Annotated in this window: 25 protein-coding genes; 2 read left to right on the top strand and 23 right to left on the bottom strand. The window is 53.6% G+C overall.

Features of this window, described 5'->3' with window-relative positions:
• Positions 1-35 precede the first annotated feature (35 nt).
• The 20 genes from NI21_RS0107105 to gpr form a co-directional block, all read right to left on the bottom strand.
• Complete coding sequence (locus tag NI21_RS0107105; RefSeq protein ID WP_033125529.1) at positions 36-1,247, bottom strand: stage III sporulation protein AE; 1,212 nt, start codon at positions 1,245-1,247, stop codon at positions 36-38.
• Entirely contained in the window at positions 1,244-1,630 is a 387-nt protein-coding gene (locus NI21_RS0107100) for a SpoIIIAC/SpoIIIAD family protein (RefSeq protein ID WP_033125528.1), read from the bottom strand. The genes NI21_RS0107105 and NI21_RS0107100 overlap by 4 nt, the downstream gene beginning before the upstream one ends.
• 54 nt (positions 1,631-1,684) lie before the next feature.
• A complete protein-coding gene (spoIIIAC, locus tag NI21_RS0107095) occupies positions 1,685-1,879 on the bottom strand; it encodes a stage III sporulation protein AC (RefSeq protein WP_033125527.1) in 195 nt (64 codons plus the stop codon).
• Positions 1,880-1,888: 9 nt separating this feature from the next.
• On the bottom strand, positions 1,889-2,407 hold the full coding sequence (locus tag NI21_RS0107090; RefSeq protein WP_033125526.1) for a stage III sporulation protein AB: 519 nt from the start codon (positions 2,405-2,407) through the stop codon (positions 1,889-1,891).
• A complete protein-coding gene (spoIIIAA, locus tag NI21_RS0107085; protein ID WP_033125525.1) occupies positions 2,404-3,321 on the bottom strand; it encodes a stage III sporulation protein AA in 918 nt (305 codons plus the stop codon). Before spoIIIAA ends, NI21_RS0107090 begins: the two co-directional genes overlap by 4 nt.
• Before the next feature lie 170 nt (positions 3,322-3,491).
• Positions 3,492-5,579 carry a polyribonucleotide nucleotidyltransferase gene (locus NI21_RS0107080; protein ID WP_033125524.1) on the bottom strand — a complete coding sequence of 696 codons (2,088 nt, stop codon included), beginning with the start codon at positions 5,577-5,579 and terminating at the stop codon, positions 3,492-3,494.
• 204 nt (positions 5,580-5,783) lie between these two features.
• Positions 5,784-6,050, bottom strand: coding sequence for a 30S ribosomal protein S15 (gene rpsO, locus NI21_RS0107075; RefSeq protein WP_033125523.1), 267 nt, complete (start codon positions 6,048-6,050; stop codon positions 5,784-5,786).
• Positions 6,051-6,196: 146 nt separating this feature from the next.
• Positions 6,197-7,123 carry a bifunctional riboflavin kinase/FAD synthetase gene (locus NI21_RS0107070; RefSeq protein WP_033125522.1) on the bottom strand — a complete coding sequence of 309 codons (927 nt, stop codon included), beginning with the start codon at positions 7,121-7,123 and terminating at the stop codon, positions 6,197-6,199.
• A gap of 36 nt (positions 7,124-7,159) precedes the next feature.
• On the bottom strand, positions 7,160-8,047 hold the full coding sequence (gene truB / locus NI21_RS0107065; RefSeq protein ID WP_033125521.1) for a tRNA pseudouridine(55) synthase TruB: 888 nt from the start codon (positions 8,045-8,047) through the stop codon (positions 7,160-7,162).
• Between the two features lie 3 nt (positions 8,048-8,050).
• On the bottom strand, positions 8,051-9,031 hold the full coding sequence (locus NI21_RS0107060) for a bifunctional oligoribonuclease/PAP phosphatase NrnA (protein WP_033125520.1): 981 nt from the start codon (positions 9,029-9,031) through the stop codon (positions 8,051-8,053).
• The gene (gene rbfA / locus NI21_RS0107055) at positions 9,021-9,407 is read right to left on the bottom strand and encodes a 30S ribosome-binding factor RbfA (protein WP_033125519.1); all 387 of its coding nucleotides are present in this window, start codon (positions 9,405-9,407) and stop codon (positions 9,021-9,023) included. Before rbfA ends, NI21_RS0107060 begins: the two co-directional genes overlap by 11 nt.
• Positions 9,408-9,444: 37 nt before the next feature.
• On the bottom strand, positions 9,445-12,171 hold the full coding sequence (gene infB, locus NI21_RS0107050; RefSeq protein WP_081958004.1) for a translation initiation factor IF-2: 2,727 nt from the start codon (positions 12,169-12,171) through the stop codon (positions 9,445-9,447).
• Between the two features lie 26 nt (positions 12,172-12,197).
• Positions 12,198-12,509: a ribosomal L7Ae/L30e/S12e/Gadd45 family protein gene (locus tag NI21_RS0107045; protein ID WP_033125518.1), complete on the bottom strand. Its 312-nt coding sequence runs from the start codon at positions 12,507-12,509 to the stop codon at positions 12,198-12,200.
• Positions 12,496-12,750, bottom strand: a complete 255-nt coding sequence (gene rnpM / locus NI21_RS0107040) for an RNase P modulator RnpM (RefSeq protein WP_033125517.1) — start codon at positions 12,748-12,750, stop codon at positions 12,496-12,498. The genes NI21_RS0107045 and rnpM overlap by 14 nt, the downstream gene beginning before the upstream one ends.
• A 32-nt stretch (positions 12,751-12,782) precedes the next feature.
• Positions 12,783-14,057: a transcription termination factor NusA gene (gene nusA / locus NI21_RS0107035; RefSeq protein WP_033125516.1), complete on the bottom strand. Its 1,275-nt coding sequence runs from the start codon at positions 14,055-14,057 to the stop codon at positions 12,783-12,785.
• Positions 14,058-14,074: 17 nt separating this feature from the next.
• Positions 14,075-14,542 (bottom strand): ribosome maturation factor RimP, encoded by a 468-nt coding sequence (gene rimP / locus NI21_RS0107030; protein ID WP_033125515.1) that lies wholly within the window; start codon positions 14,540-14,542, stop codon positions 14,075-14,077.
• A 208-nt stretch (positions 14,543-14,750) separates the two neighbouring features.
• On the bottom strand, positions 14,751-16,991 hold the full coding sequence (locus tag NI21_RS0107025; protein ID WP_033125514.1) for a DNA topoisomerase (ATP-hydrolyzing) subunit A: 2,241 nt from the start codon (positions 16,989-16,991) through the stop codon (positions 14,751-14,753).
• A gap of 16 nt (positions 16,992-17,007) precedes the next feature.
• Entirely contained in the window at positions 17,008-18,930 is a 1,923-nt protein-coding gene (locus NI21_RS0107020; RefSeq protein WP_033125513.1) for a type IIA DNA topoisomerase subunit B, read from the bottom strand.
• A gap of 98 nt (positions 18,931-19,028) precedes the next feature.
• Positions 19,029-20,213 carry a stage II sporulation protein P gene (locus NI21_RS0107015; RefSeq protein ID WP_330635865.1) on the bottom strand — a complete coding sequence of 395 codons (1,185 nt, stop codon included), beginning with the start codon at positions 20,211-20,213 and terminating at the stop codon, positions 19,029-19,031.
• A 76-nt stretch (positions 20,214-20,289) separates the two neighbouring features.
• Positions 20,290-21,243, bottom strand: a complete 954-nt coding sequence (gene gpr / locus NI21_RS0107010) for a GPR endopeptidase (RefSeq protein WP_033125512.1) — start codon at positions 21,241-21,243, stop codon at positions 20,290-20,292.
• A 184-nt stretch (positions 21,244-21,427) separates the two neighbouring features.
• Between gpr and rpsT the strand changes: the two genes are divergently transcribed.
• Positions 21,428-21,691, top strand: a complete 264-nt coding sequence (rpsT, locus tag NI21_RS0107005) for a 30S ribosomal protein S20 (protein WP_033125511.1) — start codon at positions 21,428-21,430, stop codon at positions 21,689-21,691.
• A 79-nt stretch (positions 21,692-21,770) separates the two neighbouring features.
• Here rpsT and NI21_RS0107000 read toward each other — a convergent pair whose 3' ends face one another.
• Both NI21_RS0107000 and NI21_RS0106995 read right to left on the bottom strand, forming a co-directional pair.
• Positions 21,771-22,412 carry an orotate phosphoribosyltransferase gene (locus NI21_RS0107000; protein ID WP_033125510.1) on the bottom strand — a complete coding sequence of 214 codons (642 nt, stop codon included), beginning with the start codon at positions 22,410-22,412 and terminating at the stop codon, positions 21,771-21,773.
• 127 nt (positions 22,413-22,539) lie between these two features.
• Positions 22,540-23,841, bottom strand: a complete 1,302-nt coding sequence (locus NI21_RS0106995; protein WP_033125509.1) for a hypothetical protein — start codon at positions 23,839-23,841, stop codon at positions 22,540-22,542.
• An 87-nt stretch (positions 23,842-23,928) separates the two neighbouring features.
• Here NI21_RS0106995 and NI21_RS0106985 point away from each other — a divergent pair, with 87 nt between their 5' ends.
• The gene (locus NI21_RS0106985) at positions 23,929-25,167 is read left to right on the top strand and encodes a hypothetical protein (protein ID WP_052083994.1); all 1,239 of its coding nucleotides are present in this window, start codon (positions 23,929-23,931) and stop codon (positions 25,165-25,167) included.
• 152 nt (positions 25,168-25,319) lie between these two features.
• On the opposite strand, the gene tnpA is transcribed toward NI21_RS0106985, so the two are convergent.
• Complete coding sequence (gene tnpA, locus NI21_RS0106980) at positions 25,320-25,790, bottom strand: IS200/IS605-like element ISEnfa200 family transposase (RefSeq protein WP_033125506.1); 471 nt, start codon at positions 25,788-25,790, stop codon at positions 25,320-25,322.
• Between the last annotated feature and the right edge of the window lie 151 nt (positions 25,791-25,941).

Raw genomic sequence — 25,941 nt, 5'->3', positions numbered from 1 at the left:
ACCTCCTTTTCTCACGATTATTACCTGCCTGCTCTCTATCCGCTGTTCGTGGTAGCAGCCACAATGGCCACGGTCAGGAGAAAGAGCATGCCGGCGGTAAAGATGAGCCGCATCAGGAGCTGGCAGGCGTCCGCCATTCCACCGATGCAGCCGATGAGCCGTTTGTCCGACACAGGCTGCAGGACCGCAGCGGCCAGCTTATACATGAGCACCATGAGACCGGCCTGCACAAGGGGCACCATGCAAAGCGCAAAGCAGATGATCACCCCGGCTATGCCAATGCCGTTTTTGACCACCACCGCCGTCCCGAGGATGAGCTCCGCCGTGCCGCCGATGGCGTCTCCCACGCCTGGTATGGCCTCCACGCCCCGGGTCAGCACACTGCGCTTTACGCTGTCTACAGCCGGGGCGATAAGCCCCTGTATAGTGTTCAGTCCGATGACAAGTGCCAGCAGAGTCTTTAGAGTCCAGGACACGATGGTCTCGATCAGCTCGATAAATCTGGACAGATACTCCTCCTGGGACAGATAGTTCAGCACCTTGATCATCATGTACACGTGAAGGGCAGGCAGCAGAAGCTTCACCATAAACACCTCCACCAGCAGGATGACAAAAAGCGCCAGATTGTAGAACGCCGCGGCTGTCATGCTCCCCTTTGCCAGGGAGACAGCGATAAAGTAGACCGGACAGAGGGCCTTCATAAATTCTGTCAGAAGCCCGATCCCGTCCTCCACCCAGGCCGCTGCGCTCTGGAAGGCTCCCAGACAGAGAGCGATCATAAGCATGTAGAGTACATAGAAGCTGATCTCTGATATCTGGCGCGCCTGAAAGACCTCCGCAAAATTGGCAAACACAGCCGCGATCACCGCGATGAGGACCATGTGGATCAGACTCTCCCGGTTTACCTCCAGGGCGTGAAAGAGCTGATCCGATATGAGCCGCCCAAGGAGATCCACCGAGACGGACAGGTCTCCTGTGATGACAGCCCTGACCGTCTCTCCAAAGTCCAGCTTTTCATCCGGGAAGATCTCCTCCAGCGTCTCATTGATCTGATCCAGTTCCAGCTCTTCCTCCAGTATCTCCTCTGCCCGGTCTGTTGTCTGCGTCTGCTCCTTCTCTTCTGTATCCGCCGCCAGGCTCCTGGCCGGAGCAAGGAGACAGCAGGCGAGGAGGCAGCAGACAAGGACAGGCAGAAGGAGGCACAGACGCCGTAATGGCAGGCGGCTTCCCTTTCTTCTGTGGCTCATGACAGAAACTCCCCTATCAGCTCCAGCAGCGAGAACACCACCGGCAGGCCCAGCACGAGAACCGCCAGCTTGGCAAACACTTCGATCTGCTGGGCAATGGTCTGATAGCCTGCATCCCTGCACAGGGCCGAGGAAAATTCAGCCACAAAAGTGATCCCCAGCATTTTCAGCAGCATCTCTATGTAGGCCGGAGCCAGATCAATGTAGGCTGTGATCTCGTCCAGGCGGGCCACCACCGCCGCGATCCTGTCAAGGACAGCAAAAAAGATGAGAAGGCTGATGCCGGCGCAGATATATATCCCGTATTCTGTTTTTCCACCCTTGAACTGGATGGCCAGGAGCGTTCCCGCCACCCCCAGCAGGGCAATCTGTAAAATGTCCATCTTCCATCACCTTGTCTTCCCTCGGCGTCCGCCACGCTGTCAGAGCAGAGGGCTCTACAGCGAAAACAGGCCCTGTATGGCTGCAAACAGATCATAAATGTAGGGCACGATCCAGAACAGTACAAGGAGGAGTCCCGCCAGGCTTGTGAGAAAGGCCTGCTCTTCCCTGCCGCTGTGCTTCAGCACCTGGCTCAGCACAGAGACAAGGATGCCAACTGCCGCAATTTTAAATATCAGATCTACTTCCATCTTCTCCTCCTATATGAGCAGGATTGCCAGCAGGATACCGCCGGACATGCCGAGGACCCTGTAAAGCTTTTTCTGTGTCTGCATGGTCTGCTGCATTTCCTCCATCCGCGTCTCCAGGTGCTCCGCGTACATCTGCAGGTGGGAGATCTGCATCTTCACATCCGCTGTCCCCAGGTAACGCCCCAGGGCGTACAGCCTCCTCTTCTCCCCCTCCTTCAGTGCCAGCCTGGCAAGGTGCTCTCTGGCTGTCTCCTCCCAGATACAGGGCAAAGAGCCCTCCTCCCGCAGGTCCATTTTCTCCTGCATACTGAGGAGCCAGGACCGGTAAGGCTCCTCCTGGTTTGCCGCGATGGCAAGGAAGGCCTCCGATAGAAAGGATCTGGCGTACCGGATCTCCCCCTGGAGCATGTACACGATCCTGCGGATGTCCTGCATCTGCCGGTACTCCTCCTCAAGCGTGTCCGCTGCCCGAAAGCCGAACAGAGAAGCTGTGCCGATGACAAGAAATCCGCCGGCCAGCCGGATCATCCCTCCCTCCTCACGGGCCGCCCGTACTCGTCGTATATGCCCTCTATCTGTCCTCTTCCCTCCAGGACGATGTACCGCTCAAAGCGCTTCTCGTCAATCATTTTTCTGGATACCGGCTTCTTCCTCAGCTCTTCAATGGAGGCGCCGTGCATGGTGGCGATCAGCTTACAGCCGCAGTGCATGGCGTACTCTATAGCGTGCACATCCTCCTGGGCACCTATCTCATCCACAGCGATCACCTGGGGCGCCATGGAGCGGATCAGCATGATCATGCCCTCCGCCTTGGGGCATCCGTCCAGCACGTCTGTGCGTATGCCCAGATGATTTTGGGCCACTCCCCTCCAGCAGCCCGCGATCTCTGACCGCTCGTCCACCACACCCACTGTCATGCCCTTCACAAGCTGGTTCCCGTCGGAAATCTGCCGGACCATGTCCCGCAGAAGGGTCGTCTTTCCGCATCCCGGCGGCGAGAGGATCAGGGTGTGCGCCACCCTGCCGCCCCGGACCACATAGGGCATGATCTTGTCCGCGCACCCTTCTATCTCATGGGAAATGCGGATGTTGACCGAGGAGATATACTTCAGATTTTTCACATGCCCTCCGTCCAGTATGACCTGCCCTGTCATGCCCACTCTGTGTCCTCCCTCTATCGTAATAAATCCCTGCCTCATCTCATCCTCATAGGCGTAGAGGGAGAAGTTGCTCGTGTAATCCACGGCCTCCCTCACATCTCTTGCCGTCACCACATAGGGGTGGCCCCTGCCGGGGATCCTCTCCTCCCCGCGGCACCTGATCAGCAACGGCTGACCGGTACGGAGCTTGATCTCCTGAAGCTCGTCATAATTTGTAACCTCTTTATCCAGCACCTGCCGCACCCTCTCCGGGAGGATGCTCCACACTCTTTCTTTCTGCATCTTTGTCCACCTCTTTAACCCATATATATGTTGTGGACAATCATTTATTCCTGTCAGCTTTCAAAACCCACAATAAAAAGGCATGCCTCAGAGCCCATAAAAGGGAATGAAGCATGCCTTTTTTGCATTGATAGCTTTCTGTATTCTTCTATATCCTGCGCGGTCTGTCTCTACTGCGCCACGTCCTTCATACTGAAGGAGAAGCGTCCCATCTTGTCCTTTCCGAGGCATACGACCTTCACCACATCGCCCAGGGTGAGCACGTCCTCCACCTGCTTGATGTGCTGCTTGGAGATCTTGGAAATGTGTACCATTCCCTCTTTTCCAGGAGCAAACTCAAGGAAAGCGCCAAATTCTTTGATGCTGACAACCTTTCCTTCCAGCACCTGTCCGGCCTCAAAGTCTGTGACGATGATCTCGATAAGGCGTCTCGCCCTCTCCATGGACTCGCTCTCTGTTCCGCAGATGGATACAGAGCCGTCGTCCTCAATATCGATCTTCACGCCGGTCTCCTCGATGATGGCATTGATGGTCTTTCCTCTCTGGCCAACCACATCACCGATCTTCTGGGGATCGATCTGCATCTGGATGATCTTCGGCGCATAGGGGCCCACCTCCGGTCTTGGCTCAGCGATAGTCTTTGCCATCACCTCGTCCAGGATGTAGGTTCTTGCCTTCTTTGTGGCTGCAATGGCCTCCTCGATGATGGGCCTTGTCAGTCCGTGGATCTTAATATCCATCTGGATGGCTGTGATACCCTTGTGTGTACCTGCCACCTTGAAGTCCATATCCCCGAAGAAGTCCTCCAGTCCCTGAATGTCTGTCAGCACCAGGTAATCGTCATCTGTCTCCCCTGTCACCAGGCCTGCGGAGATACCCGCAACTGCGGATTTGATGGGCACGCCCGCCGCCATCAGCGACATGGAGGAGGCGCACACGCTGGCCTGGGATGTGGAACCGTTGGACTCAAATGTCTCGGACACTGTACGGATAGCATAAGGGAACTCGCTCTCGCTGGGAAGTACAGGTATAAGCGCTCTCTCAGCCAGAGCTCCGTGACCGATCTCGCGGCGTCCCGGTCCTCTGGAAGGTCTTGTCTCACCTACAGAGTAGGACGGGAAATTGTAGTGGTGCATATAGCGCTTGGATGTCTCACGCTCGTCCAGCCCGTCCAGGCGCTGCGCCTCAGACAGAGGCGCCAGTGTAGTCACTGTGCAGATCTGTGTCTGTCCTCTCGTAAACATGGCGGAGCCGTGCACTCTCGGGATCAGATCCACCTCTGCGGAGAGGGGACGGATCTGGTCGATGGCCCTTCCGTCCGGGCGCTTGTGATCCTTCAGGATCATCTTGCGCACCGTCTTTTTCTGATACTGGTACACTGCCTCAGACAGCTTCTCCAGATACTCCTCGTTGTCTGCAAAAGCCTCCTCCAGCTTCTCTGTCACCTGGCGGATATTCTCCTCTCTTGTCTGCTTGTCGTCCGTGAAGACTGCCTCCTCCATCTCCTGGGGCGGAACCACCTTCTGGATGTCGTCAAACAGCTCCTGGGGAACGGCAAAGCTCTCATAGGAGTGCTTCGGCTTTCCGCACTCAGCAACGATGGTCTCAATGAAGGCGATGACCTTCTGGTTCAGCTCATGGGCCGCAAAGATGGCCTCGATCATCTTGTCCTCCGGAACCTCGTTTGCTCCGGCCTCGATCATGATCACCTTCTCCTTTGTGGATGCCACGGTGAGGGCCAGGTCGGAAGCCTCTCTCTGGTCTGCGGTTGGGTTGAACACGAACTCGCCGTCCACCAGACCCACCTGCGTGGTGGAGATAGGGCCGTCAAAGGGGATGTCGGAAATACATGTGGCGATGGCAGCTCCCAGCATGGCCGTCAGCTCAGGCGCACAGTCCTGATCCACAGACAGCACCAGGTTCTCCAGCGTTACATCGTTTCTGTAGTCCTTGGGGAAAAGGGGGCGCATAGGCCGGTCGATGACGCGATCTGTGAGGATGGCGTTCTCGGAAGCCTTTCCCTCACGCTTGTTAAATCCGCCCGGAATCTTTCCGACAGCGTACATTCTCTCATTGTACTCAACGCTCAGCGGGAAGAAATCAATGCCCTCCCGGGGTTTCTCAGATGCGGTTGCCGTACAAAGAACCGTCGTGTCGCCATAGTGCATGAGCACAGCGCCGTTGGCCTGCTTGGCCACTCTGTCCACATCGACACGGAGTGTTCTTCCGGCTAATTCCATTTCATACTTCTTATACATGTCATTCTCCTTTTAAAAATAGTATTCAGCCGGGGCAGGCAAAACCGAAACTACTGAAAAACATATTTGCCGGGGCAACTGTGCTTTTCAGTGGTCTCGGAATTTATCCCTGCCCACAATCTAAGTTATTATATCATAGAAATGACTGACAGGCAAGAAAAAGGGACGCCCATTTTGGGTGTCCCTCTGTATCTTGCGATCCGATTATTTTCTCAGACCAAGTCTCTCGATCAGTGCACGGTATCTCTCGATATCTTTCTTTTTCAGATAAGCGAGAAGGCCTCTTCTCTGACCAACCATCTTCAGAAGTCCTCTTCTTGAGTGGTGATCCTTCGGGTTTGCCTTGAAGTGGTCTGTCAGGTCGTTGATCCTGGCTGTCAGGATAGCGATCTGTACCTCCGGAGAACCTGTGTCTCCCTCTCCTCTTCCATACTCAGCGATGATCTGTGCTTTCTGCTCTTTTGAAATCATGTTTCATTTCCTCCTTTTTCTGATACTTGGCCAGGCATTAAGTAATGGTCGGAGTCTTCCTTTTACCGAACGCCGGCTGTTTTTTTACCACTTGCGTAGTATAGCATATGCAGATGGGAAAGTAAACACTTTTTTACTTTAAGTTTCTACTTTGAGCCGGCGAAAAACTCTCTCCCGCAGGCAATATCCATGTCCACATGGCGCTTCATCTCCTCCACGTCCCGAAACCTCTGCTCCGGACGGCGAAAGGCCCTGAGCCTGATCTTCACGCGCTTCCCGTAGGCGTTGCCGCTGTAGTCAAGGAGAAAGCTCTCCACAAGCATCCTGCCGCTGTCCGTCACCGTGGGCTTGACGCCCAGGTTGCCGATGGCGTTGTACCAGCTTCCATCCACCTCCACCTGCTCCAGATAGACGCCGTTAGGAGGGAGGAGCTTCTCCTTTGGCGGCTCCACATTGAAGGTGGGAAAGCCCAGGGTGCGGCCCAGCTGTTTTCCGTGCTCCACCGTCCCCTCCAGCTCGTAGGGATAGCCCAGGAGTGTCTCGGCCAGAGCCATGTCCCCCGCCGCCAGCGCCTCCTTCACAAAGGTGCTGCTGATCTCCCGGTCCTCGTATCGCTCCTTGTCCACCACCTCAAGCTGATAGTCGTAGATATGCTGATAGGCAGCCAGCATGTGCACGTCCCCTCTCTTCTGATAGCCGAAATGAAAATCCGTGCCCACCACCACGTAGGCTGCCTGGAAAAGTCCGGCGATCACATCCCGGATAAAATCCTCCGCGCTCATCTGGCTGAAGCTCTCGGTAAAGGGGCAGCTAACCAGATAGTCCACCTGTCCCTCCAGATGCCTCTTTCTTTCCTCCTGTGTCATCAGCACCTGGTAAGGGCGGTTCAGACGCCGGCACAGGGGCTCCATGTCAAAGGCACATACAATGCTGTTCAGCCCGTCTGCCCTGCCGTATTCTGTTACTTTCTCCACAAGCTTCTGATGTCCCTTGTGCAGGCCGTCAAATTTCCCCAGCGTCACAGCGCTCCTGCCTGCCGCGCTGAAGGTCTCCAGTCCATTTATATACTGCATTGCGATCCCTTCTTTGTCCTCTGTCCTGTCCTGCCTCTATGGGCTGAAGAACATCTTTTCATTTTTGTAAATATGCTTTTTCTGCTGATAGCGGTACAGCGCAATGAACCGGCCCCGGCTGTCGTACACGCGCACCAGCTGACCGTCCTCCCCCTCCAGAAGGCGGAGAGGATTGCCGTTGTATAAAAGAGGCTCCAGGCGCTCTGGCACGTCCAGCCTGGGACAGTCCGCGAACACGCTGTCCACAGGTATGAGATGCTCCTCAAGCGTGCCCTCCTCCCTGTACCTCTCAAGCTCCGAGAGCCTTACGCTGTCCTCTATCCTGAAATGTCCCACTCTGGTGCGCAGAAGCTCCTCCATGCATCCCCCCACGCCCAGCAGCTCCCCGATGTCATCGCAGAGGGTGCGGATGTAGGTTCCCTTGGAGCACTCCACCTCGATCCAGACCCGGGGCAGATCCATCTTCCTGATCTCTATCCTGTGAATCTGTACCTTCCGGGCTTTGCGCTCCACCGTCTTTCCCTCCCGGGCCAGTTCGTAGAGCTTTTTTCCATCTACCTTTAAGGCGGAGTACATGGGAGGCGTCTGCATATAGTCCCCCAGGAAGCTCTCCACCGCTCTTCTGACAGTCTCCTTTGCAAGTCCCGAAGTATCTCTCTCCTCCAGGCAGGCCCCGGATATATCCTGGGTGTCTGTTCTCCGTCCCAGCAGCAGTACTGCCTGATAGGTCTTGCTTTTGTCTGTCAGCACGTCGCACACCTTGGTGGCCTTTCCCAGACAGACGGGAAGGACGCCCTCCGCATCCGGATCCAGCGTCCCTGTATGCCCGACTTTTTTCTGCCCGGCAATGCCTCTCAGCCTTGCCACCACATCGTGGGATGTGTAGCCTTTCTCTTTATAAACATTGAAAATGCCGTCCAACATGCGTTATGCCTCTTCTGTCTTCGTTTCTTCCGGTTCAAGCTGGAGGGCGATCTGCCCTGCCAGGTTGTTGATCACATCGTGGACTGTGCCGGGCATGGTGCAGCCGGCCGCCTTCACGTGGCCGCCGCCTCCAAAGTAGACAGCCACCCTGCTGACATCCACCTTCTCCTTTGACCGGAGGCTGACCTTGTAGACATTTGGCTCCTGCTCATAGAGGAAAATGGCCACCTCCACGCCCTTCGTGATCCGAAGCTGGCTGACGATTCCATCCAGCTCCTTGGGTGTCACACCGTAAAATTTCATCACCGCCTGGGAGACTGAGGAGAAAATGCACTGTCCATGCATAAAGACAATGCTCTCAAGAAGCGCCCGTCCCAGGATCTGGTTCTGGGCATAGCTCTTTTCACAATAGGTCCTCTCTATGATGGATGGCGCATCCACTCCCTTCTCCAGCAGGTCCGCCGCTATGCGGAAGGTCTCCGGCCCTGCGCAGGAATACTGGAACACGCCGGTGTCGTGCACGATCCCTATGTAGAGGGCCTCCGCGATCTCCTTTGTTATCTTTTCTCTGTCCAGGAGATGGAAGACCAGCTCCGAGGTGGAGCTTGCGTCCGGCACGATATAGTTTTCATCCGCAAAGGCCTGGTTGCTGATATGGTGATCCACACAGAAGGTCTGCACCGCGCTCTCGAAGAGAGGGCCGGAGAAGCCCAGCCTCTCCGCATCTCCGCAGTCCAGACAGATAAACAGGTCGTAGGTTTTTCCCGGCTGCACCTGATGGCGGATATCCCCGGTCCCCTTCACAAAGGAGAAATGGGAGGGGATCTCCTCCAGGTACACGTCTGTCTCTATGTCTTTATAGTTGTTTCTCAAATACTGGTAAAGCCCCATGCAGGCGCCGACGCAGTCGCCGTCGGGCCGCACGTGTCCGCCTATTGCAACAGAGGTCTTTCCCTCCAGAAGTTCTGCCAGTTTATTCTGCATCCTCCGCATCTCCTTTTTGATCCATGCCTTTGGTTACGTCTGCTATCTTTTTGGACATATTGACGCCGTACTCAATGGACTGATCCAGAATGAACCGGATCTCCGGCGTGTTTCTCATGTTCAGTGTATGTGCCAGCTCCCTCCGGATATAGCCCTCCGCGCTTTTCAGGCCGGCAATGGTATCAGCCTGGGCCTTCTCGTCTCCCAGCACGCTGATGTAGGCCTTGCAGGTCTTTAAATCCGGGGCCACCTCCACAGCGACGACAGAGGTCCACGGCGCGATCCGCGGATCCTTGATGCCGCCCCTGAGGATGTTGGAGAGTTCCCTTAGCACTTCCGTGTTGACTCTTGTATTCTTAATGCTGTTCTTTCTCATAGATCTCTCTCCTTACTGCGGCAGCCAGACGGGAAGCCTATCTCGGAATCTCAACCATCTTGTAGGCCTCCACCTGGTCTCCCTCTTTAATATCATTGTAATTCTCAAAGACAAAGCCGCACTCGTATCCGGATCTCACCTCTTTGACATCGTCCTTAAATCTCTTTAAGGACGCAAGCTTGCCGTCGTAGATGACAACGCCGTCACGAATGATCCTCGCCTGACAGTCTCTCTCAAATGTTCCGTCCATCACATAGGCTCCGCCGATGGTTCCCACGCCGGATGCCTTGAAGGTCTGACGAATCTCCGCATGTCCCAGCACCTTCTCCTCGAAGACGGGATCCAGCATACCCTTCATGGCTGCCTCCACATCCTCGATGGCATTATAGATCACGCGGTACAGGCGGATATCCACTCCTTCTCTCTCAGCCGTCTCCTTGGCCACAGCATCCGGACGCACGTTAAATCCGATAATGATGGCGTTGGAGGCAGAGGCAAGGCTGACATCCGACTCGTTGATGGCTCCCACTCCTTCGTGGATGACCTTCACAACCACCTCGTCGTTGGACAGCTTCAGGAGGCTCTGCTTCAGGGCCTCCACAGAGCCCTGTACATCAGCCTTCACGACGATGCCCAGCTCTTTCAGATTGCCCTCCTTGATCTGGGTAAACAGATCGTCAAGAGACAGCTTGGATTTTGTCTCCTCCAGAAGCTTCGCCTTGTTCTGTGAAATAAAGGTGTCCGCAAAGCTGCGGGCCTCCTTCTCGTTCTTGCAGCCCACAAGGACCTCCCCCGCGTTGGGGACGTCGTTGAGACCCAGGATCTCCACCGGCATGGAAGGACCGGCCTCCTTGACCCGTCTTCCCTTGTCGTCCATCATGGCTCTCACCTTTCCGAATGAGCTGCCGGCCGCAACCGGATCGCCTACCCGGAGAGTTCCCTTCTGCACGAGTACAGTGGCAACCGGGCCTCTTCCCTTATCCAGCTGCGCCTCGATCACAAGTCCCCTTGCCCGGCGGTTGGGGTTCGCCTTCAGCTCCATCATCTCCGCAGTCAGGATGATCATCTCCATGAGGTCAGAGAGTCCCTCGCCTGTCTTGGCGGACACAGGTACGAACACTGTGCTTCCGCCCCAGTCCTCGGGGATCAGCTCGTGCTCTGCCAGCTCCTGCTTCACCCGGTCAATGTTGGCGCTGGGCTTGTCGATCTTGTTGATGGCAACGATGATCTCGACTCCCGCGGCCTTGGCATGGTTGATGGCCTCCACTGTCTGGGGCATCACGCCGTCGTCCGCAGCCACCACCAGGATGGCGATATCTGTGGAGTTGGCGCCGCGCATACGCATGGCGGTAAACGCCTCATGTCCCGGTGTATCCAGGAATGTGATCTTCTCCCCGTTTACCTCCACCACGTAGGCTCCGATGTGCTGGGTGATACCGCCGGCCTCTCTGTCTGTCACGTTCGTGTGGCGGATGGCATCCAGAAGGGAGGTCTTGCCGTGGTCTACATGACCCATGACGCAGACTACCGGAGGACGCTTCTTCATCTTCTTCTCGTCCTCCTCCTCTTCCTTGAGGAGCTCCTCGATCACGTCCACTACCTCTTCCTTCTCGCAGAGGATGTCAAACTCAAGGGCAATCTCCTCCGCTGTGTCGTAGTCGATCTCCTGGTTTACTGTGACGATCTTGCCCTGCATAAACAGCTTCTTTATGATAACAGACGGAACGACCTTCATCTTGTCTGCCAGTTCCTGGATGGTCAGCACCTCAGGGATGACGATGGACTTGATCTGCTCTTCCTGCTTCTGCTCCTTATGCTGCGGCTTCTGAAGCTGGTTCTTGGACTCCTGCTTCTTGCCCTTGCCCTTTGTCATTCTGTCGTCCTCGTCGCCGCGGTAATCCTTCTTCCTGTAATCGTCCTTGCCCTTTCCCTTTGCTCTCTGGGGCTTCTGTCCCTCCAGGGCAGGCGCGGGGATAGAGGAATTCTTTCTGGGCTGGCGGTCCTTGTTGTCGCCAAAGCGTCCGCCTCTGCTGTCACGGCTGCCCTGTCTGTCGTCTCTTCTCTCTCCCTCAAAGCCTCTGCCGGAGCGCTGTCCCGGCCTTCTGTCGCCTCTCTCGCCGCCGTCACGCCGGTCGTCTCTTCTGTCCTGAGAGGGTCTTCCCTGGGGGCGTCCGTCTCTTCTGTCGCCGCCTCTTGTCCCCTGAGGTCTGTCTGAACGTCCTGCCGGGCGCGCGCCGCCCTGGCTTCTCTCAGCTCCTCCTGCCGGACGTGTTCCTCCCTGGGCTCTCTCCGGTCTGTCGCCCTGTGGACGTCCTTCTGCCCTCTGTCTGTCGCTGTGAGCCCGCTCTGTCTGCGGCCTCTCCGGGCGTCCTGCCGGGCGCGCCCCTCCCTGGGCTCTCTCCGGTCTGTCGCCCTGTGGTCTTGCCCCCGGACGTCCTGCCTGCGGTCTCTCCCCGGGTGCTGCCGGACGCGCGCCGGCTCCCTTCTGTCCCTGAGCCCTTCCCTGGCGCATCAGGTTCTTTCCGTCGCGGCTGTTCTGAGGACGGAAGACATGGACAATGTTCCTCTTCCTGGGAGCCTCTTCCTTCTTTGGAGCCTCCTCCTTCTTCTTTCCAAATGCCTTTCTCAGCATCTGAGTCTCCTCTTCCTCCAGGGAGCTCATATTGCTTTTTACTGTTATATTTTTCTCTGCCAGAAACTCCATCAGCTCCTTGCTGGATCTGTCGAGCTCCTTGGCAAGCTCATACACTCTAATTTTCGACATGCAAATACCTCCTCTATGCAGCATCATTATCTTTCCGTATCCAGATGTTTCATGATCCCTTTTGCAAACCCGGCGTCCAGGACTGCCAGAGATGCCCGGAATTCTTTTCCCATGGCGTGGCCAAGCGTATCCTTATCCGCATAAAAACAGATGGGCACCTTGTAATACTCGCACATATTCCGGAATTTTTTCTTTGTATTATCCGACGCATCCCCGGCGACGATCACAAGCGCGGCTCTTCCTGTCTTTACTTCTTTCTCCGTACAGAACTCTCCGCTTGCCGTCTTTCCCGCCTTGGTCGCCAGTCCGATCATGGACAGGGCTTTACTTTGACTCAATCTCTCTCATCTCCCTTTCCAGCATCTCGTAGACATCCTGCGGGATTGCCTGCTTGAATGACCGCTCCAGCCCCTTCTGCCTGATGGCCTTTGAGAGGCACTCAGAGGAAGGGCAGATATAGGCTCCCCTGCCGTTCTTCTTTCCGGTGGCATCCAGCAGGAACTCTCCTTCCTGGGTCCTGATAATGCGCAGCATCTCTTTTTTACTCTTCATTTCCTGGCACCCCACGCATTTGCGCATGGGAACTTTTTTATTATTGCTCAAATAATCACCTATTCTTCTGTCTCGTGGAATTCTATGTCATCCTGGCCTTCGCTGTACGGCTCATCCTCCTGGTCATAGCCGTCGCCGTACTCCTCATCCTCTTCGCCGTAGCCGTCCTCTTCATAGCCGTAGTCATCGTAGTTCTCACCATAGCTGTCATCGTAAGCCTCATCGTAGCCGTCCTCGTATACTTCCTCCTCGTATACGCCTTCGCCCAGCTCCATGTAGTTCTCCGGGAGCTCGCCGGACTCGATGGCCTGTGTCTCGCTCTTGATATCGATCTTGTAGCCTGTCAGTCGTGCTGCCAGCCTTGCGTTCTGTCCCTCTTTGCCGATGGCCAGGGAGAGCTGATAATCCGGCACGATGACGCTTGCTGTCTTCTCATCGGGATCAGCCATAACAGAGATAACCTTTGCCGGGCTCAGGGCATTCTCGATCAGGATACCCGGGTTTTCATCCCAGTTGATGATGTCGATCTTCTCACCTCTCAGCTCATTGACAATAGCGTTTACTCTGGCTCCGTTCATGCCGACGCAGGCGCCCACCGGATCCACATCCGGATCATTGGACCAGACAGCGATCTTTGTACGGCTTCCCGCCTCACGTGCGATGCTCTTGATCTCCACGATGCCGTCCTTCACCTCGGTAACTTCAGCCTCAAAGAGACGCTTCACCAGCTCAGGATGGGTACGGGACACCAGGATCTTCGGTCCTTTCGTCGTATTCTTAACCTCCACAACGTACAGCTTGATACGCTCTGTGGGCTTGAACACCTCGCCTTTTACCTGCTCGTTCTCTGTCAGCATAGCATCCGCCTTGCCCAGGTTGATGCTGATGTTCTTTCCGACATAGCGCTGCACGATACCGGTCACGATATCTTTCTCTTTTTCAAAATACTGGTCGTAGATCACCTTTCTCTCTTCCTCGCGGATCTTCTGGAGGATCAGGTTCTTGGCGTTCTGCGTTGCGATACGGCAAAAAGATTTGGACTCTACCGGGATCTGGACCACATCGCCCAGCTCATATTTGCTGTCAATATTCTTTGCGTCCTCAAGGCTGATCTCTTCTACCTTGTCTTCCACTTCCTCAACAACCGTCTTCTCCTGGAGAAGTTTGTAATCACAGGTCTCTCTGTCCATGATGACCTTGATGTTGTCTGCCTTTCCAAAATGGTTCTTGCAGGCATTGATGAGAGAATTCTCAATGGCATCCATCAGCGTATCTTTGCTGATATCCTTCTCCTTTTCCAAAATATTCAACGCTTCCAGTAATTCTGTGTTCATGTGTCTTTCCTCCTAAATTAAAAATCGAATGACAGACGAATAAGCGCGATATCGCCTTTCTCAAATGTTTTTAAGCTTCCATCTTCCATTTCTATCGTTACAGTGTCCTTATCATAATCCTTCAGGATCCCGGTGAATTCTTTCCTCTTATCCACCATCCGGTACGTGCGGACATCCACCTCCTGGCCAAGGCTCCTCTTGAAATCCTTCTCCTTTTTCAGCGGGCGTCCAAGTCCCGGCGAGCTGACCTCCAGGATGTAGGCCTCGTCAATAAAGTCCTTCTCGTCCAGTATATCTGACAGCTCTCTGCTGACCATCTCACAGTCATCCACATTGATACCGCCCGGCTTGTCGATATAGGCCCTCAAGTACCAGTTGCCGCCCTCCTTGACATACTCTACGTCCACCAGTTCAAATCCGTTCCTCTCCATAATAGGAAGAAGGATTTCCTCGGTCTTCTGTTCATACGCTTCTCTCTTCGCCAATGTAAAACCTCCTATCGTACCTGTGCGCCTCCCCGGCGCTGATAAAGACATAGATCCAGCGGAAAATATATGAAAAATGGAAAAGCTCCCTATCATATAAAGAAGAGTGAACTTTCGTCCACTCTTCTGCCGCATGCTTATGTAACTGGCATATAGTATAGCACTCCTTTTTCGGGAAATCAAGGGGTTTTACACAGATTTTTCCTAATCATCCCCGGTTTTTCACTCCCTGGGTGTCTCTCTTCCCGATCCGCAGCCGGTTCAGGGCCACTTCCTTCTCCCTGTAGATGGCCTTCGGGTCCTCCCCGTCCTCAAAGAGATAGGCGGCCTCCAGCTCGTCGTTCTTCCGAAGCTTGATGCCCCGGACGCCGACGGCGCCCTTCTTCTTCTCGGAGACCTCCTCCGCGTGGAAACGCAGGAAATAGCCGTCCTTTGTCTGCAGCACCACGTACTGGTTGTCGTTGATCACAGCCACAGCGACAAGGGCATCTCCCTCCTGCAGCTTGGTGGCGGCTATGGTCCGCTTGGACACCTGGAACTCGGTTCCGGCCACCTTCTTGACCATTCCCTGCCTTGTGGCAAAGAAAAGCAAGGCAAAGCGCATCTGCTCCGCGTCGCACATGTAGACGATCTCCTCGGCGGTGCTGTCAAAGTTGCTCATATTGTCTATGGGCTGGCCCTTATCCCGGAATTTTCCGTAGGGCACATCCAGCACCTTCACCTGGTGCATTTTTCCCGTATCTGTAAAGATACAGATTTTTCCTGTGTTGAGGCAGGTCAGGACAAACTTGTTCTCGCTGTCCGCTGCCTCCCGGTTTCTCTCATAAGTGGAGGTGTCCACGCATCTGGCGTAGCCAAAGCGGTCCATAAGGAAGACTACCTCCTGCTCCTCGATCTTCTTCTCCTCAAAGACTGCCTCTTCCCCGTTTTCCACGACGGTTCTGCGGGGCACGGCAAACTCCTTTTTGAAGGCGTCCAGCTCCTGGATGATCACGTCCGCCATGGAGTCGTAATTGTTCAGAATGTCCTCATACCGGGCAATGTTGGCAAGCGTCTCCTCGTGCTCCTTCATAAGGGCATCGATCTCCAGTCCGATGAGCCGGTACAGGCGCATCTGCAAAATAGCGTCCGCCTGCCGCTCCGTAAACCGGAGCATGGAGGCCATCTTTTTCGAGATCTTTGACTTGAACGTGATGTTCTCCGTGATCCCCTGGGTGAGGCAGGCCTTGGCGTCCTGGACATTCCGGCTGCCCCGGAGGATCTCGATGATCAGGTCAATAACATCGCAGGCTTTTATGAGACCTTCCTGGATCTCTTTTTTCTCCAGCTCTTTTGCCAGGAGAGTCTTATATTTTCTGGTGGCCAGCTCAAACTGGAAATCCACGTGGTGTTCGATGATCTTCTTAAGGCCCATGGTCTCCGGGCGCCCGTCCGCCACAGCCAGCATGTTGACGCCGAAGGTGTCTTCCAGTCTGGTCTTCTTGTAGAGCATGTTGGTCAGGTTTTTGACATCCGCGCCCTTCTTCAGCTCAATAACAATGCGGATACCTTCCTTGGAAGACTGGTTGGAGATGTCCACAATATCCCCCGTCTTCTTCGTCTCCACAAGGGCGCACACATCATTGAGGAACTTTCCGATGCCGGCGCCGATCATGGTGTAGGGGATCTCTGTGATGACAAGGCGCTGCTTGCCGCCTTTCATGTCCTCCACTTCCACTTTGCCCCGGATCTTGATCTTGCCCACACCGGTCTCGTAGATATTCAGAAGGTCGTCTTTGTTTACCACGATGCCCCCTGTGGGGAAATCCGGACCTTTCACATATTTCATCAGCTGTCTTGTGCTGATATCATCGTTTTTCATATAGGCTTTCACCGCATCGATGACCTCGCCCAGATTGTGGGGGGGGATGCTGGTAGCCATGCCGACGGCAATTCCCTCCGCCCCATTGACCAGAAGGTTGGGAACACGCACCGGCAGCACTTCCGGCTCTTTCTCCGTCTCATCAAAGTTGGGGACAAAATTGATAACGTCCTTGTCCAGATCCTGGAGGAACGCCATCTGGGTAAATTTGGCAAGTCTTGCCTCAGTGTACCTCATGGCAGCCGCCCCGTCTCCTTCTATGGAGCCAAAGTTGCCGTGGCCGTCCACAAGCACCATGCCCTTCTTGAAGTCCTGGGCCATGACCACCAGGGCCTCGTAGATGGAGCTGTCCCCGTGAGGGTGGTATTTACCCATGGTATCTCCCACGATACGGGCGCATTTTCTGTAGGGCCTGTCCCATCGGATGCCCAGCTCATGCATATCGTAGAGAGTACGTCTCTGGACAGGCTTCAGCCCGTCCCGCACATCCGGGAGAGCCCTGGCAATGATCACGCTCATGGCGTAGTCGATATATGATTTTTTCATCAGATCAGAGTATTCTGTCCGTATGATCTGTTCTTCCGGCATATCTCTTTACTCCCTTCTATATGTCAAGTTCAGCCTCTGTGGCATTGTCGTAGATAAACGCACGCCTCGGCGGAACCTCGTTGCCCATGAGCATCTCTGTCACACTGGAAGCCATGCGGGCGTCCTCGATCTCCACAAGCTTCAGGATGCGGGTCTTAGGGTTCAGCGTTGTCTCCCAGAGCTGCTCCGCGTCCATCTCTCCCAGTCCCTTGTACCTCTGCAAAGTAAAGGGGCCGTCGTGGGTCTTTCTGTATCGCTCCAGCGCCTTGTCATCGTAGAGGTACTCCTCCTCCCCCTTTTTGGGCATAGCCTTGTAGAGGGGCGGCATGGCGATATACACATGTCCCTCGTAGATGAGCTCCGGCATGAAGCGGTAAAAGAGCGTCAGAAGCAGGGTGGAGATATGCGCTCCGTCCACATCCGCATCGGCCATAATAATGATCTTGTCGTATCTCAGCTTGGAAATGTCAAAATCGTTTCCGTACCCTTCCGAAAATCCGCAGCCAAAGGCATTGATCATGGTCTTGATCTCCGCGTTGGCCAGGATCTTGTCAATGCTGGCCTTCTCCACATTCAGGATCTTTCCCCGGATGGGAAGAATGGCCTGGAACATTCTGTCTCTGGCCGTCTTCGCCGAGCCCCCGGCAGAGTCCCCCTCCACGATAAAGATCTCGCATTTGGAGGCGTCCCTGCTCTCACAGTTGGCCAGCTTTCCGTTGCTGTCAAAGGAATATTTCTGCTTTGTGAGAAGGTTCGTCTTTGCCCTCTCCTCCGTCTTCCTGATCTTGGCCGCCTTCTCCGCGCAGGAAAGGACCTTTTTCAGGTTGTCCAGATTTCTGTCAAAATACCGGACGATCTCGTCGCCTGTCACCTTGCTGACTGCCTTGGCGGCATCCGGATTGTCCAGCTTAGTCTTTGTCTGTCCCTCAAATCTTGGATCCGGGTGCTTGATGGAAATGATGGCAGTCATGCCGTTGCGGATATCCGCCCCGGTAAAGTTGGCGTCCTTCTCCTTCAGAATACCCAGCTCTCTGGCATACTGGTTCATAACTGTGGTGAAGGTTGTCTTAAAGCCGGTCAGGTGGGTTCCCCCCTCTGCATTGTAGATGTTATTACAAAATCCCAGCACATTCTCGTGAAATTCATTGACGTACTGGAAGGCCGCCTCCACCTCGATTCCGTCAGCCTCTCCTTTAAAGTAGACCGGCTCGTGGACCGCCTCCTTCTTCTCGTTCAGCTCCCGGATAAATCCAAGGATGCCGTCCGGCTCGTGGTAGGTGATCTTCTCCGGCTCAGCCCCCCGCTTGTCTTCATATATAATAGTAAGGGATGGATTGAGGTAGGCGGTCTCGTGCATACGGCTCTTGACCTCCTCCCCCCGGAATCTGGTCTTCTCAAAGATGGTGTCATCCGGGAGGAAATTCACCTTAGTCCCTGTCCTTTTCGTTTTTCCAATTTTGGGAAGAAGGCCGTCCTCCAGCTCCACCACCGGAATTCCTCTCTCGTAGCGGTCATGGTGGATATAGCCGTCCCTGCTGATCTCCACATCCATATAGGCAGAGAGGGCGTTGACTACCGATGAGCCCACGCCGTGTAGACCGCCGCTTGTCTTGTAGGCGGAGTCGTCAAATTTTCCACCGGCATGGAGAGTCGTGTAGACAAGTCTCGCTGCCGGGACGCCTTTCGCGTGCATACCCACAGGGACGCCGCGCCCGTTGTCGCTGACCGTACAGGATCCGTCCTTCTCCAGTGTGACCCGGATTTCACTGCAGTAGCCGGCCAGATGTTCGTCCACTGAGTTGTCCACGATCTCGTAGATCAGGTGGTTCAGCCCCTTTGTGGAGACGCTTCCTATATACATGCCCGGGCGCTTCCGGACCGCCTCCAGTCCCTCCAGCACAGCAATGCTGTCTGCATCATACGTGTTTTTGTTCGCCATGTTGCTCCTAATCCTTCCTCTCCAATTTCTGGTATTTTTCTACGCACTGTTTCAATATTAGCACAAAATGTAGGGGCTTGCAAACAGAAAAAGGGCGCTTACCCCACCAGCACTGTGTGCAGCAGGTCCGCCAGCACCTCCATGGCGTTTCTCATCTCCTCCACCGTGTTGGTCTGGGCCCCCGCCTCCACAAGGAGGCTCTTGGGCTTAAAGTGCATGTTATAGCGGTATCCTCTCAGGTAGATCCGCCTGGTAAATCCCGGGTACTCATTGTTGGCTGCCACCTGCATCTGCAGAGAGAAAGCCAGGTTATCCTGTATGTACGGATTGGCCAGATAGTCGATCTCCCCGTTGGCTCTGGTCTTACTCAGCCCGTTAAAAAACATGATCTGAGCAGTGGGTTTCCCGTTCACCTCTGTCACCAGATGGGTTCCCTCGTTCACCCCATCTCTGTGCAGGTCGATCACAACCTCAATGCTCGGGTTTTCATCCAATATCTTCTGAAGATCCGGCTTTGCCAGGTCATAGGCAAGGCTCCTGTCCAGCTTCCCGTCTATCAGGTCGTAGACAGCTGTATGGTGCATGGTGGGAATGTGATACGTGTCGTTTAGGAGCGCAGTCAGATAATCCCCGATCCCCACGATGGAGGTGGACGCATCCCCCTCCACCGAATCGGCGAACATCTCCTGGGAGTGCGTGTGGTAGATCAGGATCTTCGGCCCCTCCGTGCTCTGGTCTATCTTCATATTTTTGCTCAGGAGCTCTGCCCCGTTCAGCTCATCCGGCCGGATCATAGTGGTGCTGTCCACTGTGTAAAAATTGCCGATCAGATAGTCAAAGCTGCTCATCTTTTCTATGGAAGTATCAATCGGTGTCCCCGAGGTATGTATGGTCGTCTGGTCAGAGTCGTCTGTGCCGCTGACCAGAGTGCCGTCGGCGCCCACCTCATTTTCATCACTGGCCTGCTGGGACAGGATCATCTGGTAGGTTGCCGCATCCTCCACATCGGTCTCCTCACTCTCCTGCCCATCCACGTAGGTGCCGATGGGGGCCAGAAGACTGATGCCCTTCGCCAGCAGATCCGCTGCGGAGAGCTCCGCCCCGTTCTCTATGTAAAAGGCTCCCGGCAAAAACATTTTCTCCGAGTTCCCCAGAAGGGCCTCCGCCAGATGTCCTCCCACGCTGCCCACAGGACGAAATCCTGCCTGTACTGACCCGTAGGCGGTCAGCAGAAGCAGGATCACCCCGATTCCTATTCTGTTTAATCTCCATCTCTTTCTCAACAGCTCTTCCACCTGCTCGTCTCATATTCTCCGGTCCATTCTGCCGCTTTTACACTATATGAGATTTCCGCCTGCATTATGCGAAAAGCCGGTTCAGTGCCTCTGATATAGTGAAGCTGATCCGCTTGACTGTCTCGTCCACATCCTTCGGCGTCACAAACATGCCGTTCAGGTGCGGGGCAATCAGCTCCTTGACAAGCTCATACTTTTCGGCCGCATTGTACCCCTGGAGAACAACCCCCACGCCCTTCATAGTCTCCGAGCGCTCCATCTGGGCGATCAGGTTTTCCATGGCGTCGCCTACGATCGTGGCGGCGTCCACCACTGTGGGTACACCGATAGCGACGACCGGGACTCCTACCGTCTCCTCTGTGATAGCGCTTCTCTGATTCCCGATCCCTGAGCCCGGACTGATCCCTGTGTCTGAGATCTGCACGGTCCGGTTCAGCCTCCTGGAATTCCTGGCCGCCAGCGCATCGATGGCGATGACCGCGTCCGGCTTTGTCTCTCTCACCACGCCCCTTATGATCTCCACAGTCTCCATCCCGGTCTGTCCCATGACCCCGGGCACAATGGCGCTCAGAAGCCGCACCTGGTCCTTCCCCATGGCATATTTGCCGTACTCCTTCACGATGTGCCTGGTAATGTTCAGATTGTCCGCCACATAAGGCCCCAGCGCATCCGGCGTCACCTGTCGGTTTCCAAGGCCGACCACAAGGACAGAGTAATCCTCTTTCCCCATATCAAGAAGCCGCCTGAGAAAGCGGAGGATCTCCTCCGAGACCTCCCTGTGGTATCCCTCGTCCGGCACTGCCAGCTCCGGGGCCTCCAGGGTAATGTAGGTCCCTACCGGCTTTCCCATCGTCCTGGCTCCGTTTTCCGTCTCGATCCTGACAGTCGTGACTTTGATGTCCCTCTCCTCATCATACTTTTCCTCCAGCACCACCCCGGAAATTTCCACATTGTCCGCCTCAAAGCGCTCCTTCTGTTCCAGGGCCAGGTCTGTTCGGATACTGTACTTCTCGATCATGTCTGATAACCTCACTTCAGTCTTTTGGTTTACCGATAGTTTTTGCAATATTTTCAGAAATATGTATTGACATCCGGGAAACCTTGGCATAAAATACAATAGTATGTTTCGTTAGAACGTCCGTGTCCGGCTCTAACGAACGGTCATCGATTAATTCGAAATAGTTTTAATGGAGGTGGACAAGTTGGCTAACATCAAATCTGCTAAAAAAAGAATTTTAGTAAACGAAACAAAGGCTGCTAGAAATAAGGCAATCAAATCTAAAGTTAAGACCTGCGTAAAGAAAGTTGAGACAGCCGTTGCGCACAAGGATGCCGCTGCTGCTGCAGAAGCTCTGAGAGTTGCTACAATCGAGATCAACAAAGCAGGAAGCAAGGGTGTTTATCACAAGAACACTTGCGCAAGAAAGATTTCCCGTTTAGCAAAAGCTGTTAACGGAATTGCTTAATAATAAAGTGAAGACAAAAAAGACAACCATACCGTCAGTGGTTGTCTTTTTTTGTCCTCAAAAATCTCTCTGAAACCGCTTAGAGAGCCGAGTATCCGTAGCTGTTTACAAAGGCGTCTACCTTCTTCCCAGCCGCACACATGGGGCAGTCGCCGTCAGAGTACTTCTCGTACCCCAGCACTTCTTTCTGGGTAAACACCGCGTTGATGTCCATCCCCGCCACCTTGGAGACAAGGCTGAAAGCGGCGCAGATGCCGTTTACTATCCCGCCATAGTAGAGAACGCTCTCTATGGACTGCATCATAGTTTTTCCCGTTGTGATAAGACCTGCAACGATCAGGATCCTCTGGCCGTCGATCATGCGCTTCGTGTTGTCCCGAAAGATCATCTGGCCGGCCCTGTCTGTCTCCGGTGTGACAACGGAAATATTTTTTCCTGTGTTGATGGAGACGGTTCCGGGCCTGGACAGAATGTCCGCAATAAATGTTCCCACCACTTCCATGCCGTCCAGACACACGATCGTGTCGATCTCGGTGGATGCCAGATAGGGCTCAGCCATCACCTTGGCAGTCTCTCTGGCATTGTTGCACCTGGACTTCATGGTGGACAGGTCAATATATGTATTGACGTGTGAATGTGTGGTAACAAAATGCCCCTTCATGATTTTTACGCGCGCCTTCGGATTTTTCCATGAGCGCAGATCCTCAAAATTCGTATCCATTACACAATTCCTCCCTTCTGCCGCGGGCAGTTTTTTCTTTTTTTCTGCTAGTTCATATTTTAGCACAAATTAGCAAAAAATGGAATGTTGTCAGATATATTTTTGTATAGATTTTGTTCGGTACTCTTTAGTGAAAAAGGCTATCTAAATATACATCCCTGGGAACCGCCAGAAAACGGACAAATAAATCCGTCTCATACCAGGGCGGGAGCAGGAAACGGCCAAAGAGAACAAACAGAAGGACAACAGCCGCCGCAATATACCCGGCCTTCCCTTCCTTCTTCTCTTCTGCCTCTCCCGAAAATTCATAGTATCTGTACTGGTCCGGCGTATATTTTTTCAGCATAGCGCGCAGCCTGTCAAATTGTTCCGGGTCGTTGCCTTTTTCATATGTAAAAACGCGTCCCACCCTCAGTTTCTCTTCTGTCTCGATGACAGGCCCGATATTGTCATACGGATAAAAAATGCCAGTCATCTGATCACAAATCCCCTCTTTGCCAAGACGGTATTCCTTTGCGGCATATTCATCCCGCTTTCTAATTGCCTCATAGAACGAAGGTATGCCGCACAGCCGGAGGAAGGCCCACATCAGACCACGCAGCGCCTGGCTATATCCAGTCAGAGCCAGACCTAACAGAGTGGCAAAGACAGCTAAAATGTGGGAAAAGTCTCCGCTTTCAAAGTAAGAAATCACGACTCCCATCGCGGTTATGGCCACTCCCCCTGCTATGAATGTCTGATCTTCCTTTATCTCCATTTCCCTTGTGAACCGGGCTGTATAGGCCCGAACCGCTTTCTTTGCCTCATCTGTGCGCAGCTTTCCACGGATCTTTGTCCACGTATCGCTGGAAATGGCCGGGATAGAGACTGAGATCTCCTCCACTTTTTCTTCTCCCTCCCGCACATATCTGTCCGGGCAATAGATTTTCGATAGTGTCTCCAGCTTTTCCATGCTCTCAAAGTCCAGATATTTTTTCAGAAATGTCTTTTCTCCCCTGTCCAACAGAATATGAAAAGCATCCCTCTCTTCGAGTATCTCCTTCACACCTTCATACGGGATATCTTTTGCTTCTCCTGTTTTCTTGGAGAAAAGACATATCCCTTCTTCTGAAAATGTCAGTATGCAGTCCTCCTGCTGTGCGCGTTCCATGCATCGGCATATCTTCTCCTGCCTCTTTCTCGCCTTCCGCCTGGCATATAAAAAGCCGACAAGGACGGGGAGAAGAGAAAGGATGAGCGAAAACACAAAATATCTCGCTTTGTAAAAGTAAAGATCTTCTCTGGGTATCTCAAGCCACTGGTCCACGCTCAAAAGAAATGGAACTACCGGGAAAAAAATCATATGGGCAATGTCGACAGGCTTCTTTAAATTTTCACTCTGCTCCCTCAGATTGTCCGGTATCTCACTGTAAATAATTTTGTTCTCCATATAATATATCCCCCTCTTTTTCTCTATGATATAATCAAACCATGAGAAACTCAATACTAGATTTTTTATAAAATATGAGGGGTCAATATGAACAGACAGAAAACACAAAGACATTTAAAGAGGCGCGTCCTCCCCGCCCTGCTCGCCGCTCTTCTCTCCTCCCTGCTCCTCGCCTCCTGTACCACCATTGACAGCGATGTGTCCGGCGAGGAGGAGGTGCTGGACTACGTCCGCTCCGTCTGCCCGGACGAGGAGTTTGAGCTGGTCTCATCAGAGCAGGTGGAGGACCGTCCCAAAAATGTAGAGTACACCTTCCGCTCCAGGGAGCGGGATCTCACATTCACAGCCAACAGCTATCTGAAAAACGTCACGATTGACGGGAGCAGCACAATTCTTTACTCAAAGGAAATCTCCTGCACCTACGTGTCGGAGATCCATGACCTCTATTACGACAGGGCCGTCCGTATCCTGGAGGAGCTTCCCACCTACGACGACGGGTGGATCGGGCTTCTCTCCTTTGACGATCTCGGGCAGGTCGCTGAAGTCATGGCCCGCGCGGGGGATGTTTACCGGGAGGAGCTGGCCTACAATGACGAGGACTTTCTCTGGAACAATCCCCTGACAAGCGTGCACCTGGCCTGGTACCCTTCGCAGGAGGATATGGAAGCCCACCAGAGCTGGATCAACATGGCGGACTTTGGGATCAACGGACTCAGCTCTCAGGAGGAGCTGTACCAGCGGCTTGCCGATGAGTATGCACAGATGTGCGTGGACAACCAGTTGGACGAGTTAGCCGCTATCCCCGAGGAATACACCCGCGGTAAGCACATGACCAGACTGGACTCGATTTATCTGGACGGTAAAAAAATGACCTACAACAGCCAGGAGGACTCCGTCAACCAGTGGTCCCTGATCACGGATCGTTTCTGCTACTGCTGGTACAGCCAGGAGACCGGCTCCTACATGCTTCCATGCGATATCGGATATGTCACCGACTCCGCCAGCGTGCCTCTGATCGTGCGGGAGTATGTCAGTGCCCTGGGCGGCAGCTACTGCCTGGAGCCGGAGGAGGGACTGTGGCTGTCATCCTGGAAGATCGGAGACGACACCTGGCAGATGGAGAGCCAGTTCTCCGATAATGAGATCACGGAATTCAACGTGATGAAAAATGGAGAGCCTCTAAACCTTCCCTTTGTCACCGCAGACGAGGACACGGAGGTGGGTGCCCGCTTCTGCGTCGGCCTGAAGGTCGAGGATTTCGCCGGGCTCTTTGACCTGGACTATCGCATAGACGAAAGCACCAAGCGGATCGACTTCTATTCGTAGGCGCATAACGCATCTAGTCAAGACCACCGGCTTAGCCGGTGGCTTGCTTTGACCCTATAAGGGTCTTTTACCGGCACTGGAGTCTAAAGACTCATCGATTTGGTTCGCCAATCGCAACATCATTTTCTTACTTGAGCCCTAAAGGGCTCTTCTTATCTGTTTTGCTTTACTGGCTCACCCGTGAACGGGTCTATATACTCTTTCAGTGTCATTTGATCATATTCCAGATCTTCCTGTAGCTGATTGGCTATATATTCCTCTATTTTCTTCGCATTTTTCCCTACCGTATCTACGTAGTATCCTCTGCACCAGAAATGTCGGTTCCCATATTTATATTTCAAATTGGCATGCCGCTCGAATATCATTAGTGTACTTTTCCCTTTCAGATACCCTACAAAATACGATACACTCGTGCTTGGCGGAATTTCTACCAGCATATGGACGTGATCTGGACATATCTCTGCTTCTATAATTTTTACGCCTTTCCTCTTGCATAACATACTTAGGATATTGGCTATATCCTGTTTTATTTTTCCATATGCTACTTTTCTTCTATACTTCGGTGCAAAAACTATATGATACTTACAATTCCATCTGGTATGTGATAGACTATTACTATCCATATGGATACCTCCTTTGTTTTTAATGCGGTTGGCGAACCTGCATTAATTATAACATTGGAGGTTTTTCTGTAAGCTGAAGCATCCTTATCCACTTGCATAGCAAGTGGTTTTTTGGTTTTCTAACCCTCCGTTTTTCGGAACCCGAAAAACT

Source organism: Eubacterium sp. ER2, from assembly GCF_000765215.1.
GTDB lineage: Bacteria > Bacillota > Clostridia > Lachnospirales > Lachnospiraceae > Claveliimonas > Claveliimonas intestinigallinarum.
The sequence above is the reverse complement of the archived record's forward strand: the minus strand, read 5'-3'. Positions and strand labels throughout refer to the sequence as shown.

Bases quoted from the DNA above. Each gene is read 5' to 3' on its own strand.
- NI21_RS0107105 (WP_033125529.1), bottom strand. From the start codon at position 1,247: ATGAGCCACAGAAGAAAGGGAAGCCGCCTGCCATTACGGCGTCTGTGC.
- NI21_RS0107100 (WP_033125528.1), bottom strand. From the start codon at position 1,630: ATGGACATTTTACAGATTGCCCTGCTGGGGGTGGCGGGAACGCTCCTG.
- spoIIIAC (WP_033125527.1), bottom strand. From the start codon at position 1,879: ATGGAAGTAGATCTGATATTTAAAATTGCGGCAGTTGGCATCCTTGTC.
- NI21_RS0107090 (WP_033125526.1), bottom strand. From the start codon at position 2,407: ATGATCCGGCTGGCCGGCGGATTTCTTGTCATCGGCACAGCTTCTCTG.
- spoIIIAA (WP_033125525.1), bottom strand. From the start codon at position 3,321: ATGCAGAAAGAAAGAGTGTGGAGCATCCTCCCGGAGAGGGTGCGGCAG.
- NI21_RS0107080 (WP_033125524.1), bottom strand. From the start codon at position 5,579: ATGTATAAGAAGTATGAAATGGAATTAGCCGGAAGAACACTCCGTGTC.
- rpsO (WP_033125523.1), bottom strand. From the start codon at position 6,050: ATGATTTCAAAAGAGCAGAAAGCACAGATCATCGCTGAGTATGGAAGA.
- NI21_RS0107070 (WP_033125522.1), bottom strand. From the start codon at position 7,123: ATGCAGTATATAAATGGACTGGAGACCTTCAGCGCGGCAGGCAGGAGC.
- truB (WP_033125521.1), bottom strand. From the start codon at position 8,047: ATGTTGGACGGCATTTTCAATGTTTATAAAGAGAAAGGCTACACATCC.
- NI21_RS0107060 (WP_033125520.1), bottom strand. From the start codon at position 9,031: ATGCAGAATAAACTGGCAGAACTTCTGGAGGGAAAGACCTCTGTTGCA.
- rbfA (WP_033125519.1), bottom strand. From the start codon at position 9,407: ATGAGAAAGAACAGCATTAAGAATACAAGAGTCAACACGGAAGTGCTA.
- infB (WP_081958004.1), bottom strand. From the start codon at position 12,171: ATGTCGAAAATTAGAGTGTATGAGCTTGCCAAGGAGCTCGACAGATCC.
- rnpM (WP_033125517.1), bottom strand. From the start codon at position 12,750: ATGCGCAAATGCGTGGGGTGCCAGGAAATGAAGAGTAAAAAAGAGATG.
- nusA (WP_033125516.1), bottom strand. From the start codon at position 14,057: ATGAACACAGAATTACTGGAAGCGTTGAATATTTTGGAAAAGGAGAAG.
- NI21_RS0107025 (WP_033125514.1), bottom strand. From the start codon at position 16,991: ATGCCGGAAGAACAGATCATACGGACAGAATACTCTGATCTGATGAAA.
- NI21_RS0107020 (WP_033125513.1), bottom strand. From the start codon at position 18,930: ATGGCGAACAAAAACACGTATGATGCAGACAGCATTGCTGTGCTGGAG.
- gpr (WP_033125512.1), bottom strand. From the start codon at position 21,243: ATGATCGAGAAGTACAGTATCCGAACAGACCTGGCCCTGGAACAGAAG.
- NI21_RS0107000 (WP_033125510.1), bottom strand. From the start codon at position 22,412: ATGGATACGAATTTTGAGGATCTGCGCTCATGGAAAAATCCGAAGGCG.
- NI21_RS0106995 (WP_033125509.1), bottom strand. From the start codon at position 23,841: ATGGAGAACAAAATTATTTACAGTGAGATACCGGACAATCTGAGGGAG.
- NI21_RS0106985 (WP_052083994.1), top strand. From the start codon at position 23,929: ATGAACAGACAGAAAACACAAAGACATTTAAAGAGGCGCGTCCTCCCC.
- tnpA (WP_033125506.1), bottom strand. From the start codon at position 25,790: ATGGATAGTAATAGTCTATCACATACCAGATGGAATTGTAAGTATCAT.